This is a genomic window from Haladaptatus sp. CMAA 1909, assembly GCF_043952005.1.
Lineage (GTDB): Archaea > Halobacteriota > Halobacteria > Halobacteriales > Haladaptataceae > Haladaptatus.
The window spans coordinates 153,595-170,846 of record NZ_JBIOAV010000001.1; the positions used below are offsets into that span (position 1 = coordinate 153,595).

General features: G+C 62.7%; 20 protein-coding genes. 8 read left to right on the top strand and 12 right to left on the bottom strand.

Annotated elements, in window-relative coordinates; all coding sequences use genetic code 11:
- Positions 1–74 precede the first annotated feature (74 nt).
- From ACGYLY_RS00840 to ACGYLY_RS00865, 6 genes are all read right to left on the bottom strand, one after another.
- Positions 75–842 carry an inositol monophosphatase family protein gene (locus tag ACGYLY_RS00840; RefSeq protein ID WP_395283651.1) on the bottom strand — a complete coding sequence of 256 codons (768 nt, stop codon included), beginning with the start codon at positions 840–842 and terminating at the stop codon, positions 75–77.
- A gap of 123 nt (positions 843–965) precedes the next feature.
- Positions 966–1,772, bottom strand: a complete 807-nt coding sequence (nadC, locus tag ACGYLY_RS00845; RefSeq protein WP_395283652.1) for a carboxylating nicotinate-nucleotide diphosphorylase — start codon at positions 1,770–1,772, stop codon at positions 966–968.
- Complete coding sequence (locus ACGYLY_RS00850) at positions 1,762–3,357, bottom strand: L-aspartate oxidase (RefSeq protein ID WP_395283653.1); 1,596 nt, start codon at positions 3,355–3,357, stop codon at positions 1,762–1,764. Before ACGYLY_RS00850 ends, nadC begins: the two co-directional genes overlap by 11 nt.
- Positions 3,354–4,487 (bottom strand): quinolinate synthase NadA, encoded by a 1,134-nt coding sequence (gene nadA / locus ACGYLY_RS00855; RefSeq protein ID WP_395283654.1) that lies wholly within the window; start codon positions 4,485–4,487, stop codon positions 3,354–3,356. Before nadA ends, ACGYLY_RS00850 begins: the two co-directional genes overlap by 4 nt.
- Positions 4,488–4,642: 155 nt before the next feature.
- Entirely contained in the window at positions 4,643–4,831 is a 189-nt protein-coding gene (locus ACGYLY_RS00860) for a hypothetical protein (RefSeq protein WP_395283655.1), read from the bottom strand.
- A 25-nt stretch (positions 4,832–4,856) separates the two neighbouring features.
- Positions 4,857–6,428: an amidohydrolase gene (locus tag ACGYLY_RS00865; protein WP_395283656.1), complete on the bottom strand. Its 1,572-nt coding sequence runs from the start codon at positions 6,426–6,428 to the stop codon at positions 4,857–4,859.
- A gap of 6 nt (positions 6,429–6,434) precedes the next feature.
- Here ACGYLY_RS00865 and ACGYLY_RS00870 point away from each other — a divergent pair, with 6 nt between their 5' ends.
- Complete coding sequence (locus ACGYLY_RS00870) at positions 6,435–6,764, top strand: hypothetical protein (protein ID WP_395283657.1); 330 nt, start codon at positions 6,435–6,437, stop codon at positions 6,762–6,764.
- 45 nt (positions 6,765–6,809) lie between these two features.
- Here ACGYLY_RS00870 and pyrF read toward each other — a convergent pair whose 3' ends face one another.
- A complete protein-coding gene (gene pyrF, locus ACGYLY_RS00875; protein WP_395284182.1) occupies positions 6,810–7,607 on the bottom strand; it encodes an orotidine-5'-phosphate decarboxylase in 798 nt (265 codons plus the stop codon).
- 72 nt (positions 7,608–7,679) lie between these two features.
- Here pyrF and ACGYLY_RS00880 point away from each other — a divergent pair, with 72 nt between their 5' ends.
- Positions 7,680–8,360 carry an HAD family hydrolase gene (locus ACGYLY_RS00880; protein ID WP_395283658.1) on the top strand — a complete coding sequence of 227 codons (681 nt, stop codon included), beginning with the start codon at positions 7,680–7,682 and terminating at the stop codon, positions 8,358–8,360.
- On the opposite strand, the gene ACGYLY_RS00885 is transcribed toward ACGYLY_RS00880, so the two are convergent.
- Together ACGYLY_RS00885 and ACGYLY_RS00890 are read right to left on the bottom strand one after the other, a co-directional pair.
- Positions 8,357–8,725 (bottom strand): hypothetical protein, encoded by a 369-nt coding sequence (locus ACGYLY_RS00885; protein ID WP_395283659.1) that lies wholly within the window; start codon positions 8,723–8,725, stop codon positions 8,357–8,359. The genes ACGYLY_RS00880 and ACGYLY_RS00885 overlap by 4 nt on opposite strands.
- Before the next feature lie 24 nt (positions 8,726–8,749).
- The gene (locus tag ACGYLY_RS00890; RefSeq protein ID WP_395283660.1) at positions 8,750–9,196 is read right to left on the bottom strand and encodes a DUF2240 family protein; all 447 of its coding nucleotides are present in this window, start codon (positions 9,194–9,196) and stop codon (positions 8,750–8,752) included.
- Between the two features lie 91 nt (positions 9,197–9,287).
- Between ACGYLY_RS00890 and ACGYLY_RS00895 the strand changes: the two genes are divergently transcribed.
- Positions 9,288–9,665: a 30S ribosomal protein S8e gene (locus ACGYLY_RS00895; RefSeq protein ID WP_395283661.1), complete on the top strand. Its 378-nt coding sequence runs from the start codon at positions 9,288–9,290 to the stop codon at positions 9,663–9,665.
- 109 nt (positions 9,666–9,774) lie between these two features.
- Here ACGYLY_RS00895 and ACGYLY_RS00900 read toward each other — a convergent pair whose 3' ends face one another.
- Positions 9,775–10,770 (bottom strand): phosphate uptake regulator PhoU, encoded by a 996-nt coding sequence (locus tag ACGYLY_RS00900; RefSeq protein WP_231185345.1) that lies wholly within the window; start codon positions 10,768–10,770, stop codon positions 9,775–9,777.
- 322 nt (positions 10,771–11,092) lie between these two features.
- Here ACGYLY_RS00900 and ACGYLY_RS00905 point away from each other — a divergent pair, with 322 nt between their 5' ends.
- The 5 genes from ACGYLY_RS00905 to phoU all read left to right on the top strand — a co-directional run bounded on the left by ACGYLY_RS00905 (position 11,093) and on the right by phoU (position 16,400).
- Positions 11,093–12,094 carry a PstS family phosphate ABC transporter substrate-binding protein gene (locus ACGYLY_RS00905; protein WP_395283662.1) on the top strand — a complete coding sequence of 334 codons (1,002 nt, stop codon included), beginning with the start codon at positions 11,093–11,095 and terminating at the stop codon, positions 12,092–12,094.
- Between the two features lie 54 nt (positions 12,095–12,148).
- Entirely contained in the window at positions 12,149–13,105 is a 957-nt protein-coding gene (gene pstC, locus ACGYLY_RS00910; RefSeq protein ID WP_395283663.1) for a phosphate ABC transporter permease subunit PstC, read from the top strand.
- A gap of 1 nt (position 13,106) precedes the next feature.
- Entirely contained in the window at positions 13,107–14,789 is a 1,683-nt protein-coding gene (gene pstA, locus ACGYLY_RS00915; RefSeq protein WP_395283664.1) for a phosphate ABC transporter permease PstA, read from the top strand.
- Positions 14,790–14,873: 84 nt separating this feature from the next.
- The gene (gene pstB, locus ACGYLY_RS00920; protein WP_395284183.1) at positions 14,874–15,674 is read left to right on the top strand and encodes a phosphate ABC transporter ATP-binding protein PstB; all 801 of its coding nucleotides are present in this window, start codon (positions 14,874–14,876) and stop codon (positions 15,672–15,674) included.
- 48 nt (positions 15,675–15,722) lie between these two features.
- Complete coding sequence (phoU, locus tag ACGYLY_RS00925; protein ID WP_231185341.1) at positions 15,723–16,400, top strand: phosphate signaling complex protein PhoU; 678 nt, start codon at positions 15,723–15,725, stop codon at positions 16,398–16,400.
- Positions 16,401–16,672: 272 nt separating this feature from the next.
- Here phoU and ACGYLY_RS00930 read toward each other — a convergent pair whose 3' ends face one another.
- Both ACGYLY_RS00930 and ACGYLY_RS00935 read right to left on the bottom strand, forming a co-directional pair.
- Positions 16,673–16,849 (bottom strand): hypothetical protein, encoded by a 177-nt coding sequence (locus ACGYLY_RS00930; protein ID WP_395283665.1) that lies wholly within the window; start codon positions 16,847–16,849, stop codon positions 16,673–16,675.
- Between the two features lie 88 nt (positions 16,850–16,937).
- On the bottom strand, positions 16,938–17,123 hold the full coding sequence (locus tag ACGYLY_RS00935; protein WP_395283666.1) for a hypothetical protein: 186 nt from the start codon (positions 17,121–17,123) through the stop codon (positions 16,938–16,940).
- Between the last annotated feature and the right edge of the window lie 129 nt (positions 17,124–17,252).

Here is a 17,252-nt window from a genome sequence, read left to right on the forward strand (position 1 = left end):
AATAACTATAACGATTTTTCACAATTTGCTTCCACGTTCAGGGGGACCGTCACCGCTCGCCAGTCCCTTGGAGTTCAAAGCACCGTTTCCAGCGTCTCGAACGTCTCATCGCTCGCCGCCGCGAGATACAGATCGTCCTCGCTCGCCAGCCTCGCGCCGCTTTCCCCCGCCAACAACCACCCCGCGTGCTGTTCCACTTCGTCCGGGTGGAAGCAGACGACGGCCTCTATCTTCCCCTGTGCGAGAAGCCCCCAGTCCAGCGCGGGAGCCCAACTCGTCCACACTCGCTTGCAGCGCCCGGCGATTTCCGCGTTCAGCGCGTCGCCCGCCGACCGTAGCGCCTCGTCCCGAACGGCGTCCAGACCGAGGACGAACGCGACCGTGGCGTGGTCGCTCGCCACGTTGCTTTCCGCGCGAATCGGCTCGCCGTTCACGGTGGCCCCGCCGTCCCGTTTGGCGACGTGGGTGCGGTCGTGAAGCGGGTCGCGAACCGCAGCCAGAATCGGTACGTCGTCGCGGAGGAGCGCTACTGCGGTCCCGAAGTACGGTATCCCCGAACAGAAGTTGTTCGTGCCGTCGAGCGGGTCCACGACCCAGCGGTAGTTGGCCGCGCCGGACCGCCGTCCCGACTCCTCGGCGTAGACGGCGTGGTCCGGGTACGCGTCGGTCAGTACGTCCAGCACGCGGCGCTCCGCCGCCCGGTCCGCGGCGGCTTTCACGTCGTCCGGGCCGTGCTCCGCCGCGAGCGACTCCGTTCGGAACTCGGCGGCGAGGTACTCCCCCGCGGCATCGCACGCCCGCACCGCCACCTCCTCGAACGAATCGAGGCGATTTTCGTCCATATGGATACGTTTCACCGGGGGGTGAAATCCCTCCCGGTGGTTCCCTTTCAATTTCTCTCCCTTCGCTCTCCTTTTCCTCCATCCGTTTCACACCGTCTCGACGGACCGTCCGCCGCCGACGTCTCACCCGGTGCGGAACGAGAAGTCGAGTGACGGCGCGCTGTGGGTCAACGCACCGAGCGAAATCACGTCGACGCCGGTTCCGGCGTACGCCGGCACGTCCTCGACTCCGATGCCGCCGCTCGCCTCCGCGAGGACGCCGTCGGGAAGCAGTTCGACGCCTCGCTCGACGTCCTCCGGCGGGAGGTTGTCGAACATCACGATGTCGGCACCCGCGTCCGCCGCCCGGCGGCCGTCCGCCGGACGCTCCACCTCCACCTCGATTTTCGCGGCGAACGACGCCAACTCGCGGAAGTGTGCTATCGCGCCGTCCATCCCCATCTCCTCGATGTGGTTGTCCTTGACCATGACCATCCCCGAGAGCGTGAGTCGGTGCGTATCGCCGCCCCCGGCCGCGACGGCCCGCTTTTCGATGCCGCGGAGGCCGGGCGTCGTCTTTCGCGTCCCCGCGATCGCCACGTCGTCGCTGACGGTGCGGGCGGCGGCCACTGCCTCCGCCGTCTTCGTCGCGACGCCCGACGCGTGGCCGACGAGGTTGACCGCGACTCGCTCGCCCCGGAGGACGGCCGTCGCCGGACCGTGAACCTCGAAGGCCGCGTCGCCAGCTTCGATGCTGCTCCCGTCTCCGACCGCGGAACGAACCTCGCAGCCGAGGTAGTCGAAGACGGCTCTCGCGGCGTCCGTTCCGGCGACGACGCCGGACTCCCGCGTGACGAGTCTCCCGACCGTCTCGCCGGGGACGTGGTTCGTCACGTCGCGGTGTCCCACGTCCTCGCGGAGCCATCGCTCCACGTCGCTGTCAGTCAGCACGGAGTTCCTCCACGTGGTGACAACCGACGGACTCGGCGTCCAGCGCGTCCCGCGCGATGAGGAGCGACACGACGCTCGCGTTCCGGAGTTCGTACAGGTCCCGCGCGGTACGGGTTCTGGCGTAGGCGTCCACCTCGCCCTTCAACCGCCGAAGCATTGCCGTCGCTCGCCGCAGGTCGGCGGGGGTCCGCGAGAGGCCGACGCACTCGTCCATCACCGTTCGTAGTCGGGCGAACTTGTCGCGGGCGAAACCCGCGGGGAGCGCCGGGTCGCTGTTCAGCAGGTCGGGAGTTTCGACCGGTTCGGGGCCGGTTTCGACGTTCGCCGCCGTCTCCCCGGCGCGGAGTCCCCACACCAACCCTTCGAGCAGGCTGGTCGAGGCGAGTCGGTTCGCGCCGTGCACGCCGGTTCGGGAGCACTCGCCGACCGCGAACAGGCGATCGAGGGTCGTTCGACCTCTGTCGTCCACGTCGATGCCGCCGCAGAGGAAGTGCTCGCTCGGCGCGACCGGAATCGAATCGTGCGGAACGCCCCGCTCGTCGCACTTTTCGGCGAGGTCCGGAAACGTCCCCGCGAAGTCGAGCGGCGTCGTGTCGAGGCGGACCTCCCCGGTTCGTTCGCGTTCACGCTGAACCGCGCGGGCCACCACGTCGCGCGGTGCCAACTCGGCGTCGGGATGCGCGTCGCACATGAACCGTTCGCCGTCGGCGTTTCGGAGGACCGCACCCTCGCCGCGAACCGCCTCGCTGACGAGGAACGTGTCGTCTCGTGGCGTCGCCGTCTTCTCGCGGGGCTCGCCCGCTCGAACGGTTTGCGGAACTGTGTTCCGCACTACTCGACCGTTCGCGGAACGATGTTCCGCGTCGTTGCCCTCGTACGCCGTCGGGTGAAACTGCACGTACGCCATGTCCGCCGTCTTCGCCCCCGCGAGCGCGGCCATGGCGATGCCGTCGCCCGTCGCCGATGGAGGGTTCGTCGAGTGGCCGTACAGCGCCCCGACGCCGCCGGTCGCGAGTACCGTCGCCCCCGCGAAGACCGGGCGGAGTTCGCCCTCGCGTTCCAGCACCGCGCCGTGAACCCGTCCTTCGTGCGTCACGAGCGACAGCGCCGCGGTGTCCTCTCGAATCGTCACCCGGGGATGACCGTCCAGATGGGACAGAAACGGCCCGAGGACGTGCTGTCCCGTGCTGGCGTCGACGTGCAGGATTCGCTCCTCGGAGTGTGCGGCCTCGCGCCCGTAGTCGAATCCCTCGCCGTCCGTATCGAACGCGACGCCGAGCGCGTCCAGAAGCACGTCCTCGACGGCGTCGTTCGCGTTTTCGACCAGTACGCTCACCGCGTCCGGGTCAGCGGTGTTCGCGCTCGCCGTCAGCACGTCGGCGTGGAGCGATTCCGGGTCGTCGCGGGTCACGGCGATGCCGCCTTGCGCCCAGTGCGTCGAGGCGTTTTCGGGCCGCGTTGCCTTCGTGGCGAGGAGTACGTCCGCACCTTCCCGCGCCGCGGAAAGCGCGGCGCTACAGCCCGCGATGCCGCTGCCGACGACGAGCACGTCGGTCGTTTCGGCGTCGTTCACCTCTCCGTTCATAGGTCCAACATCCTGTCGAGCGCCAACTCGGCGAGGTCCTTTTCGTCCGGCGCGACTTCGATGACGTTCCGCTCGCGCCCCTCGACCAACTCCTCCAGCACCCACGTCAGGTAGTTCGGGTCGATCTGGCGCATCGCGTTGCAGTCCATGCACGCGTCGCCGCAGAGGGGGAGGACGTTCACCTCCGGATGCCAGCGGTCGAGGTGTTCGACGAGGTGGATCTCCGTCCCGATGGCCCACGTCTCGCCGGGGTCCGCCTCCGCGATGGACTCACAAATGGTCGCCGTGCTTCCGACGACGTCGGCCGCCTCCACGACCTCGCGGCGGCATTCCGGATGGACGACCACTTTCGCCTCGGGGTGATTCTCCCGTACTCGCTCGACGTGTTTCACGCCGAAGCGCTCGTGAACTTGGCAGTAGCCGTCCCAGAGGACGATTTTCGCGTCCGCCACGGCCTCCGGGTTCTGCTCCTCGGGGTTCCACGGGTTCCACATCGCCGTCTCGTTTTCCAATCCGAGGCGATGAGCCGTGTTCTCGCCGAGGTGTTTGTCCGGCAGGAAGAGGACCTTGTCACCCCGTTCGAGCGCCCACTCGAAGACGCGGTGGGCGTTCGAGGAGGTACAGACCGCACCGCCCTGCTCGGCACAGAAGGCCTTCAGGTCGGCGTAGGAGTTCATGTACGTGATGGGAACGATGTTCGCGTCGGGCGCGGCGGCCTCGATGTCCGCCCACGCGGAATCGACCTGCAACGCTTCTGCCATCCCGGCCATCGGACACGACGCCTCCATCGACGGGAGGATGACCGTCTGGTCGTCGTCCGTGATGACGTCCGCCGACTCGGCCATGAACGTGACGCCGCCGAAGACGACGTACTTCGCGTCCGCCTCCGCGGCCCGGACGCTCAACTGATAGGAGTCGCCGATGAAGTCCGCGTGTTCGACGATCTCCCGTCGCTGGTAGTTATGCCCGAGGACGACCACGTCGTTCCCCAGTTCGGCGAGCGCTCGCTCGATGCGCTCCGTTCGTTCTTTTTCACTCAGTCCGCGGTACTCCGAGGGAAGTTGCTCTAAATTATCGTATTTGAACAGACTGAGTTCTGTTTCGAGATTTGCTGTCTCCATTTTTGGCACGGTGGGTCACCTACAGTATCCTAGCCGACAACAGCGAGTATTGAAAAAATTTTCTCTTCAATTGGCGCTATCGGATTCTCCCAGTAGCTCATCCACGATACCGAAGGCTATTCGTAAGATACCTCTCCAGAAAATCGGCCCTTCACCTGCGTTCGTTATCGCCGGTCGTCCCGCGTGTCGCGCCGTGCGGCACGTTCCGCGCTCTCCCAGTCCCGATGTTCTTCCTCCTCGTGGTTCCGTTCCGTCTCGATGAACCACCAGAGGAGGAGCGGGGCACCGAGCGCGAGGAGCAAGAACACTGGGAGGACGGCACCGATTCCGGCGTCGAGGGCGGGGAGGAACATGACGGAAATCGGGGGTCGCCCCGGCTTAATCGTTCCGCCCGTCGAAGACGACGGTTCCGTCCACCACCGTCATCGCCACGTCGATGTTCTCGATGTCGTCGGCGTGTTCCCACGGCGAGCGGTCGAGGACGACGAAATCGGCCCGCTTCCCCTTCTCGACCGTTCCGAGGTCGTCCTCGTCGAACCCGGCGTAGGCCGCCCCGAGCGTGTACGCGCGGAGCGCCTCCGTCACGGACAGGCGCTGTTCCTCGACGGGCGCGTTGACGGTCTGGTGAATCCCGAGCAGGGGGTCGAGGGGCATGCAGTCGCTCCCGAACGCGAGGTGGGCACCGGCGTCGAGCAACGTTCGGTAGCGGTTCGTCCGCGTCCGTCGCTCCCCGCCGAGTCGGGCGTCGTACAGGCCATCCGGTTGCGCCCACTTCAGGAAGTTCGGCTGAACCGACGCGACGACGCCGGACTCGGCGAATCGCTCTATCTGTTCGTCAGTCGCGAGTTCGACGTGTTCGACGCGGTGGCGCTTCTCGCCCGCGTCCTCCGTTTTCTCGTAGGCGTCCAGCACGGCCTCGATGGCCTCGTCGCCGATGGCGTGGGCCGTCACCTGAAAGCCCGCGCCGTCCGCCCGTTCGACGATTTCGTCCAGTTCCTCGGGCGAAACCACCCACTGCCCGGTCGCGTCGTCGGTATCGGTGACGTCATCACCGTCAGCGGCGTCTCCAGCGTCGGCGTACGGTTCCGAGAGCTTCGCCGTCCGGCCGCCGAAACTGCCGTCGGTGAAGGACTTTATCGCGCCCGTCGTCACCATCTGACTGCCGTGATTCGTCACGAGGCCGATCTCGTCCGCGGCCTCGATGTGGTCGCTCCAGTAGTTGATGCGAACCCGCATCGTCAGGTCGCCGTCGAGTTCGAGGTCGCGGTACACCTTCGGCGCGCGCGACCGGCGGACCATGTCGTGAACGCCCGTGACACCCTTTTCGTTGGCGTCCCGCTGTGCCGCGAGGAGGAGTTCCCGCGTCGTCTCGGCGTCGGGTTCGATGGTCTCGTACACGACGTTGACCGCGTCCTCCACGATGACGCCGGTTGGTTCGCCGTCCTCCGTTTCCATGTCCTTGTCGGGCATCTCCTCGCCGAGTCGGTCGAGGACGACGCCGTTGACGGAGGCGACGTGCAGGTCCTCGCGGAACGCGACGACGGGGCGGGTTTCGCTCACCTCGTCGAGGTCCTCGCGGGTGAGGTAGCGCGATTCGTCCCACATGCTCTCGTCGAACCCGTAGCCGAGTACCCACTCGCGGTCGGCCTCCAATTCGGCCAGCAGGTTCACGCAATCGCCGGGCGAGTCGGCGGCCGAGAGGTCGGCGTTGACGAGATAGCTCCCGGCCGTCTGCATGTGCGTGTGGGCGTCGATGAATCCCGGCAGGAGGACCCGTCCCCCGAGGTCGACGACCTCGGTTTCGGTGCCGTCGAGGAACGCGACTTCGTAGGCCGAATCGACGCGGACGATCTCCCCGCCTCTGACGGCGACCGCTTCGGCGGTTTCGTCGCCGTCCGTCAGGGTGTGTACCTCCGCGTTCGTGAGAATCACATCCGCTGGCGCTGTCATGCTTTCGTGGTCTGTTCGGACGGCGATAACTGTTCGGGGTACGGCAGAACGCGAGGAGAAACCGAACCCGCCCGCAGACTGATGTGCGTCGCCGTCGTCGGGACGACCATGAGCGTAACCGGCCTGTGTCAAATCTGCGAGACGGAGGAAGCGACACACGACTGTGACCGCTGCGGTGCCCTCGTCTGCGACGACGACTGGGACCGACAGAGCGGGTTTTGCGTCGAGTGCGCCGCGGAACTCGGCGTCGGCGAGGACGAACACCGGACGCCGAACGCCCCCGGCAGCGAGGACATCACCCCGCCGGACACCGAGGACGAAACGCACCAGTTCTGACGGCGCGGTCCGCGGTTATCGACATCGTGGCTATCGACATCGCGGCTATCGGTACCGGTTCAGTCGCTTTTTCAGTCGCTTCGCGGCCTGCCCCGACGCTTCGGCGAACCGCTCCCCCGCGTCCTCGCCCGCGAAGATGATGCCCCGCGAGGAGTTCACGAGTCCCGCCCCGTCCGCGAGCGCGTAGGTCGCCGCCGCTTCCACGTCGCCGCCCTGTGCGCCGACGCCGGGAACGAGGAACGGCAGGTCCGGGACACGCTCGCGGAGTTCTTCGAGTTCGTCGGGCGTCGTCGCGCCCACGACGAGGCCGACGTTGCCGTTGCCGTTCCACAGGTCGGCGAGCGAGGCGACCCACTCGTAGAGGGTCTCGCCGGACGCGAGTTTGAGGTTCTGCATGTCCGACCCGCCGGGGTTCGAGGTCCGACAGAGGATGAAGACGCCCTTGTCTTCCTGCGAGAGGAACGGGTCGAGCGAATCGCGGCCCATGTACGGATTGACCGTGATGGCGTCGGCCGAATCGAGGAGTTTCGCGTACTGGCGCGCCGTGTTGCCGATGTCGGCGCGCTTCGCGTCGAGGAGGACGGGCACGTCCTTTCCGTGTGCGTACGCAATGGTTTCGGTGAGCGCCGCCCATCCGTCGGCGTCCTCGTAGAACGCGACGTTGGGTTTGTACACCGCCGCGTGTTCGTGCGTGGCGTCGATGATGCGCCGGTTGAACGCCCAGCGCGGCAGGTCGTGCTCGTGTAGATGTTCGGGAATCCGGTCGATGTCGGCGTCGAGGCCGACGGAGACGATACTGTCCGTCGCCGCGATGCGGTCCGCGAGGCGGTCGAAGAAGTTCACGGTCGAAAATTTTCCGTCGGGGGTCATGGAGTTATCGAACTGGTAAAGGTACTTCGGTCCCATGTATGTCCCATGTGCGTGACCGCTGTCGGGTTAGATCTCGACGAGACCCTCGCCGTGACCGACAGACCGCGGGAAAAACTGCTCGCGGACGCGACCCAAGCGGTGAACGCTCCATCGCTTTCCCGTCAGGAGTATCTCGACGCCCACGGCCGTCACTTGACGAGCGAATCGCGAAAGCCCATCTTCGCGGATCTGCTCGCGGATAGCCCGGAGGCGGGCGCGGACGAACTCACCGACGCGTATCAGCGGGCGATTCTGGACGCGCTGGCACCGCTCGGCGACATCCCGTCCCTGCTCGCGGAACTCCGTCGGGAGTATCGCGTCGGCCTCCTCACCAACGGGCCGGTCGCCGCTCAGCGAGGCAAACTCGCCGAATTAGGGTGGGAAGACCACTTCGACGCGACGGTCGTCACCGGGGAACTCGACGCGGGAAAGCCGGATCCCCACGCGTTCGAGGCGCTCTGTGAGGCCCTCGATGTCTCTCCCGCCGAGATGGTGTACGTCGGCGACAACCCGGAGATGGACGTCCGCGGCGCGAACGAGGCCGGAATCCGAACGGTGCAGGTGTTGTATCCGGACGGACCGGACCCGGAACCCGTCGCCGACGCGTACGTCGACCGCGACGAACTCGTCAACACGCTCCCTGAAATAATCGCGTCGCTCGACACGTGTAGTTCCGATCCCGATTAGAACGACTCGATTACGGCGTCCACGGCGCGTTTGACCTCCGCGCCGCTTTCCACGAAGACGAGGACGCGGGGCGGGCGAACCGCCTTCGGTCGGACGCGGATGCCCGATTCCGCGGCTTTCCTCTCGACGGCCTCGATGTGATCGGACAGTTCGATGCGAACCCGGTCGGGGTGGACGAACACCTTCGCCGCCGGTTCGCCCCTCCGTTCGAGTTCGTAGGCCAGCGTGCCCTCCTCGCTCGGTTCGACGTCCGGGTCCGCGTTCACGACGGCGACCGAATCGAGCGGCGGGTCCTCCCGACCGTCGAACTCGGAGGAGAGCAGTTGTGCGATGCGCACCCCGTCGGTGATCCTATCCTCGACCATACCCGGCGTTGGCGGGGCGGCGGTTTACGTTTTGAGGTCCGCGAGCGCCGCGTCCGCCTCGGCGCTCACGTCGATACCCTTCCGTCGCGCGTAGACGACCGCCGCCGCTTCGACCGTGAGGGCGGCCTCCCGCTGGAGTTCGTTGATTTCGGCGACGGCGGTCTGTTTGCTCGTCCCGTGGGAGACGACCTTGTCGAGGACCTTCTCGAACGTCGATTGCTCCTGCAACAGGCTCTCGTCGGGGACGAAGTCGTCGGGAATCTCGACGCTCGCCGTGTCGAACTCGGCGACCAGTTCGCCGTCCTCCTGGGACAGCAGTCCCTGTCCGCTGGCGACGTCCACGAGCCGCTTGGCTTGGTCGGGGGAGAACCAGTCCCTGTCGAGCGATAGCGATACCACGAACTCGCTTTCACGCATTCGTCCGCGGCCGCTCTGCTGAAACGGCGCGGCGACGGCGATCCGCAAACTCATCGTCCGGCGAAACTGGACACGGCGGCCTAAATCTGCCGATGTGGGATTGCGAACCGAGTCATTGAAGTATTTCGTAGGCTACCTTCCCGATATGAAAGACCAAGGACGCTCCACGCGAAAGCGGACCGGTGGACGACTGAAGGACCTTCGAAAGAAGAAAAAGCACGAACTCGGCCGAGAACCGACCGAGACGCAGGTCGGCGAACCGCGCTACCGAACGACCGACGCCCGCGGCCGTAACTCGAAGATTCGCGCGCTCACGACTGACGTCGCCAACGTCACCACCGGCGACGAAACCGTCAGCGCGACGATTCAGGACGTCCTCGAAAACGGCGCGAACCCGAACTACGCCCGCCGAAACATCATCACGAAGGGCGCCATCATCGTCACGACCGAAGGCACGGCCCGCGTGACCTCGCGTCCCGGCCAGACCGGTCAGGTCAACGCCGTCCTCGTCGACGACGAATAATCGACCCGTCTTTTTCGATTCACGAACCGCGGAGCGACGGCACTTCTTCCCGTTTGGGAATGGAGCCGATACGCGAGCGTCGATACGAAGCGAAAATCGTCGCCTGCTCTCAGGGGCGCGGTGCGGCCTTCTGGAGCGCCGTCTCGGCGATGTTGCCGCCGTAGTCGGCACACCGGGACAGCGAGTCGACGACCAGACCGAGGAGTTGGGCCTGCTGTGGGTCCTGGTCCCGGAGGAGTTTGTCGATCGCGCGCGCGTGTTCGTCGAGGTGGAGGATGGATTCGCGCGCTTCGTTGGCCATTTCGGTCGCCTTCTCGCTGTCGTCCATCAGGAGCGCGTCCATCGCCGTGTCGATCACCGCGGTGGAGTCCTCATGGAGTTCCTCGTAACTCCGGATGACGTCCGAGTCCACCTCCGGCAACTGGAGGGTGAGCCGCCCGATTTTCGCGGCGTGGTCGGCGATGCGTTCGAGCTGGCGGGCACTCGAATGGTAGTCGAAACACACCTCGCGGCTCATCCCGAGTTCCTCCGTCGCCTTCGCCGTGCGGAGCGTCGCCCGGAAGATGCGCGAGACGACGAACCAGAGGCGGTCAACGTCCTCATCGCGCTCGATAACGTCGCGCGCGATGTCGTCGTCGTTCTCGGCGATTGCGGTGATGGCGTCGTCCAACATCGAGAGCGCGATGAGTCGCATGCGCGTGACCGCGTTGTGAATCGAGAGCTCCGAGGAGTCCAGAAGGTCCTGAATCACGACCTTGTTCCCGGTCTCTTCGAGGACCTCCAGGCCGACGAGGCTCTGGGTCGCGGCGCTGATGGTCCGGCGCTGTTCGGTCGTGATGCGGGTGGCCTCCAGCGTGATGATGTCGAACCCGCTCACGTACATCGTGAACACCGCACGGCGAAGCTCCTCGTCCTGCAGTTTCGTGATATCTATAGAGCCTTCCAACTGTCCGCGTTCGCTTTTCGGCGTGAGCAACAACGAGTCGGACTCTGGATAGAACTCGACGACGCTCCCGGCCTCGACGCCGTTGTCCGTCGCCCACGTCTTCGGAAGCGAAACGGTGTACGTCGAACCGCCCGTCACCTGAACTTTGCGCGTCTCCATACCGACTGCTTGGTTCGGCGGACACTATAAATCCAACTATCTCTATATACTCGTTCGGAACAGAGATGATTTCCGTAGATAATATGGTATCCCATCGGACAATCTCCGATGAGATATCTTTTCAACAGCTCAATGAGCCAAAATTATAGAATACATACGGGGCACACAGAGATAGGATTCGTTGAAAACCTCGGATATTCCCGAATAGCGCGCTTTCGTCGTTGGTGTGTTACGGTTAGACATTCGTAGAAGGGTACCATACATAGCAGTATATAGAAATAATAGCAACGTATTATTACGTTCTGTTCTTGGGATTCAGTGTATGTCAGGTAAGTCGTCAAGCGGCGTTTCGCGGCGGGAATTCCTTGCAGGAGCGGGAATAACCGGGGTCGCCGCGCTCGCAGGTTGTACGAAAAATCCGGCAGCTACCGGCTCCGAGGGTGACGGTGGACTGAGCGGTTCGATTAGCATCTCCGGCAGTTCCACCGTGTTTCCGCTGGCACAGGCGATGCAGGAGAGATTCACCGAGGAACACGAGAAGGTGAGAATCGATATCAAATCGACCGGAAGCGGTGGCGGCTTTGCGAACTACTTCTGTCCGGGGAAGACGGAGTTCAACAACGCCTCCCGACCCATTCAGGAGGAAGAGGTTTCCTCCTGCAAGGAAAACGACGTCGTCCCCGTCGAACTCAAAGTCGCCACTGACGCACTGACCGTCATCGTCAACAACGACAACGATTTCGTCGATTGCATGACCGTCGACCAACTGAAGCAGATCTGGAAAGACGGGAGCAACAAAGTCACGAAGTGGAGCGATGTGAACTCGGAGTGGCCGGACGAGAAGATACTGCTCTACGGACCGACGGAGGCGTCGGGAACGCTCGATTACTTCCACGAAGCGGTCATCGGCGAGGACAACAAGCACCGAATGGACCATCAAGCGAGCGAAAACGACCAAAACATCATCAACGGTGTCAAGGATAGCAAATACGCGCTCGGCTACATGGGCTTTGCATACTACAGCAAGGCAAAAAGTCAGGTCAAGGCGCTCGGTATCGACAACGGTAACGGCTGCGTAAAACCGTCACTGGAAACCGCCAAATCTGGTAAGTATAAGCCGCTGTCTCGTCCACTGTTCACGTACCCAAAACAGTCAGCACTCGGTGAAGATCAGGTCGCAGCGTTCGCGAAGTTTTGGATAGAACACGCAACGAGCAAGGAAATCGTGGCGGAAAACGTCGGATACGTTCCGCTCGATAGCAGTGAACAGAAAGAACAGATGAACACCCTCGAGAAGTCGATCGAGAAGGCGAACGGTAACTAATCGGGAAAATCGGTAAACGAAGGCCTTTTCGAGTATGCCCGGAGATTACGAACAATGAGTACTGATCGGATAACACAAAGCCTCACGAGACGAACGGAAAATTCGTCGCGGGAGTTACTAGCGCGCCTGTTCTTCTTTATTTGCGCACTCCTGTCGATAATCACGACGGTTGGTATCGTACTGTTACTGCTCAACGAATCGCTGCGGTTTTTCAGCGAGACGGCGGGACTGCTGGGCGTCAGTGGGGAGACGACGTCCTTGTTCAAATTCTTCACGGGGACGCAGTGGCGACCCAGTAACGGTCAGTTCGGCGTTCTGGCCCCGTTGTCGGGAACGCTCCAAGTGACCATCGGTTCGGCAATCGTCGCGCTCCCGCTCGGAACCGCGACGGCCCTCTATCTCAGCGAATACGCATCTCAGCGGACGCGGTCGGTACTGAAGCCGACGCTCGAAATCCTCGCCGGTGTGCCGACCGTCGTCTACGGATTCTTCGCTCTCATATACATCACGCCGCTGTTGGAACCGATATTCCACGTGCAGTTCTTCAACATGATGTCGGCCGGTATCGTCGTCGGGATCATGATCATTCCGATGGTCGCGTCCATCAGCGAGGACGCGATGAGCGCGGTCCCCGATGACCTTCGGCAGGCCGGATACGGGATGGGTGCGACGAAATTCGACGTGTCCGTCGGCATCGTCATCCCCGCCTCGATTTCCGGCATCCTCTCCTCGTACATCCTCGCGCTTTCGCGCGCCATCGGGGAAACGATGGCGGTTGTCGTCGCCGCGGGAAGCGTTTCCTTCCTTCGAAACCCGATCAATCCCTTCGGGTACACCCAGCCTAACATGCCCATGACCGCGGCAATCGTCCACTCGCTTACGGGGGACTTCGCCGGCGGTGGCCTCGCGTATCGGAGCGCGTTCGCCGTCGGTCTCACCTTGTTCGCCATTACGCTCGTGATGAACGTCGTCAGTGACCTGATCACGGAGCGCTATCGGGAGGAATACTGAAATGACAGCCAATACAGAACGATACGAAAAGACGGACGGGTTCGGACGAGTCAACCAAGCGGTTGGAACCGCGTTCAGATACGCGCTTCTGGCCGCGACACTCGTCGGAATCGTCGCACTCGGAGTGTTGCTGGTCTACGTGGCCAACGACGCCATCCAGCCGTTTACCGCCGACCCGGGGTGGTATCTCGTCTTCTTCCTCGTGTTCGTCGTACCGACCTTCGCCGTCGGTTGGTATCTAAACCGAACCGATCGCAACGCGTTTTCGGCGGGCTTCGTCGCGCTCGGAATCCCCCTCGTGGGGTCGATATTTGCCCTCGGAATCTCGACGGTGTTCATCGACGTGGTCTACCCACTCGTGTGGTTCGCGTACTCCGTCGCCTTTGCCGTTCCGCTCGCACTCGCCATCGGAATACACCGGAGCAACTTCGAGATACCGTTCCTCGGATGGCTGGCTTTCACGGTGGTGGCGTTCGGTGTCTCGTTCGCACTCATCCCCTACGGCATTCTTCGGCTACTTTATATACCGACGAACGGCATGTCTATTGCGCTCACGTTCGGTTCAATAGGGGCGTTGGCATCGCGTGGATACGTGAACCGGAGATGGAACGGGGAGCGAACCGGCAACATCGCAGCGGGAATCGCACTGTTCGCGACTATGCTCGCGGCACTCATCGGCGGACCCATCGGGGTCGGTGCCGTTCCTGCACCTCTCCTCGTGGTCATGGCCGGCATTCCGGTCGGATTGTACGTCGCCGACACGGTTTCCCATCGTCCGGAAAACCGCATCGGATTCGCCCTTCCAGTCGTTATCGTCGTCGGTGCACTTCTCGGTGCGTTCCTCGTGGACGTTTTCAGTTTTGCTGGACCGCACTCGTGGCTCAACTGGGCTTTCGTCACGGGGGAAGCCTCGACTACCGCCGCGGATTCGGGACTGTATCCCGCAATCGTCGGTTCGGTTCTGTTGATGTTTATCGTCGCGTCGGTGTCCTTCCCGCTCGGCGTCGGTGCCGCGGTGTACCTCGAAGAGTACGCACCGGACAACCGACTGACGAGGATCATCAAGATCAACGTCTCGAACCTCGCCGGCGTCCCGAGCGTCGTGTACGGCCTGCTCGCGGCGGGCGTCTTCGTCAACTACCTCGGCCCCGGTATTCCGGTACTGCCACCGGCCATCGCGAACCCGCTCGGCCTCTCGCCGATTTACGTCGCCGGAAACCTGTTCGGTTCCGGCACCATCGTGGTCGGCGGCTTAGCACTGTCGTTGCTCATTCTGCCCATCATCATCATCTCGTCGCAGGAAGCGATTCGGGCTGTGCCAGAAGACATGCGGCAGGCATCCTACGGAATGGGTGCAACTCGATGGCAGACGGTCAAGAACGTCGTCCTTCCGCGGGCATTCCCCGGTATCCTTACCGGAACGATTCTCGGATTAGGACGTGCAATCGGCGAAACTGCACCGCTCCTCATGATCGGCGTAGCGAACGTTGCCCCCGTTCCCCGGACGTTCGATTCGGTCGTCACCGCGATGCCGATGCAAATCTACGTGTGGGCGGGAACGTACGGTACGCCCGAATTCTTCGAGCGAGTCGTTCCGGCGGGTGTCGTCGTCCTCCTCATCGCCATGCTGGCGATGAACTCCGTCGCTATCGCACTGCGGAACAAGTTTCAGAGAGAGGGATAAACAATGAGTCAAGAGAACATGCAGAACGAGGAATCGGGACGGAAAGAGAGTACAGAAGAATCATCGAATTCGACGACCGACGAGATGGTCATCGAAACGGAGGTGGACTCAGACGGTGTCGATCGTGCAGACACTCGCCCCGTCATCACGGCGAGGGACGTCAAGGTCTGGTACGACAGTGACCAAGCGCTGCGGGGCATCGACATGGAAATCCCGGAGAACCGCGTCACCGCGATGATCGGTCCATCCGGTTGTGGAAAGTCCACGTTCCTGCGGTGTATCAACCGGATGAACGACCTCATCGACGCGGCACGCGTCGAGGGTGAACTCAGCCTTCGGGGGAAGAACGTCTACGACGACGACGTTGATCCAGTGGCGCTCCGTCGACGCGTCGGGATGGTGTTCCAAAAGCCGAACCCGTTCCCGAAGAGCATCTACGACAACGTCACGTACGGGTTGGACATCCAGAACAAGGACGGGGATTACGACGAAATCGTCGAAGAATCACTGAAGCGCGCCGCACTGTGGGACGAAGTGAAGGACCGACTGGACGAGTCGGGCCTCGAACTCTCCGGCGGACAACAACAACGGCTCTGCATTGCTCGCGCCATCGCGCCTGACCCGGAAGTCCTTTTGATGGACGAACCCGCGAGCGCTCTCGACCCCGTCGCGACCTCGAAGGTCGAAGACCTTATCGCCGAACTAGCCGAGGACTACACCGTCGTCATCGTCACCCACAACATGCAACAGGCAGCCCGTATCAGCGATAAGACGGCGGTCTTCCTGACCGGCGGCGAACTCGTGGAGTTCGACGACACGCAGAAGATATTCGAGAATCCGGAACATCAACGTGTCGAAGATTACATCACCGGAAAGTTCGGGTAGATTATTACTGCCACATAATTCAAATACAGAAGACTAAACAGACACACCATGGCACGAAAAAATTACCAGCAGCAGTTGACCGACCTTCGAGAGAACGTCTTGTACATGAGCGAGGTCGTGATGGAACGGCTCCGTCTCGGCCTCAACGCGCTCGAACAGAAGGACCGCGAACTCGCCCACGAGGTCATCGAGGGCGATTACGAGGTGAACGAACTCTACCTCGAACTCGAAAAGGACTGTATCGACCTGTTCGCGCTCCAGCAACCGGTCGCCACCGACCTCCGCATGATCGCGGCATCGTTCAAGATCATCACCGACCTCGAACGCATCGCCGACCTCGCCGTCAACCTCGGGGAGTACACGCTCGAAGCGGACCAAGATAGGTTCCCCGAAGTCGACATTCAGGAACTCGGGACCGTCACGCTCGACATGCTCGAAGTGACGATGGAGGCCTACGACAACGAGAACACCGAGGACTGCTACGCCGTTGCCGACCGAGACGAGGACTTGGACGACCTCTGTGAACGCGCCAGCACCCTCGTCGTCCGTGACCTCATCGAAACCGAACTCGAAGAGAACACGGAACAGGAAATCGAGCGACTCCTACAGGACGTGTCGCGTCTCCTCCTGACCATCCGCGACTTGGAACGCATCGGTGACCACGCCGTCAACATCGCCGCTCGCACCTTCTACATGGTCGAGAACGACGACGAGCTCATATACTAGCACCTTTTTCTGCGGTCGAGAAACGAAGCCAGCGCGAACCGCGCTGGCTTCGTCCGTCTCCCTGGAAAAATCTGCACCAAAACCTCGTTGCTCCCTCGACTCACGGCTCACTTACGTTCGCCGTTCGTTTCGGAGGCGCTTCGCGCCTCCCGGTCCGCGCCGAGTCCGCTCACTCGGCTCACGGCTTCGCCGTTCGCCTCGTTCGCGGTGAGAATTCTAGCGACCAGCGGCTTTGCCCCCTGCCGATTGTCTACTTTTGATGCAGCATTCGCTCACTCGCCACAGGAATCCGTCTCGTTCGATGGCATGTCCAATACTCCACCGTGACGAATACGGATGGTCACGGAAAAACAGTCTCCCTTCCGATTCTTCGCCGGAAACCGATGTTCGTACCAGTCGGACTGGTCATCGACTCGCGCCGCGACGGTGTATTCACCCGCCGTGGACATCCATTCCTCCTGTATCACCGGTGCCGGATTTTCGCGGGTTCCGAACTCCGACCCTTTGTCAAGGGAATAGCTCGCGGTATGAACCCGCTCACCGTCCCGAGAAATCCGAACGTGAACAGTGTGAGGGTTCATCGAGATTGAGCTGTATCAGTTCCGCGAGGCGCGCCGTTTCGGGTCGAGCGAGCGCCGAACAACCGCTCAACCCACCGACCACACCGCCCGCGGAGAGGACACCAAATCGTCGGAGGAGGGACCGTCGGGAGGGAGATTTCATATCCCGTGTCTGTATCGGTCGAGTAAATCTTTTCTCTATAGTGGTTCCGAGAACAGAAGAGAAAACGAAATTTCCACGAGAATCAGAAGGATGGTCAACCGCTAGGGCACCAGTTCGTCACCGGAAAAT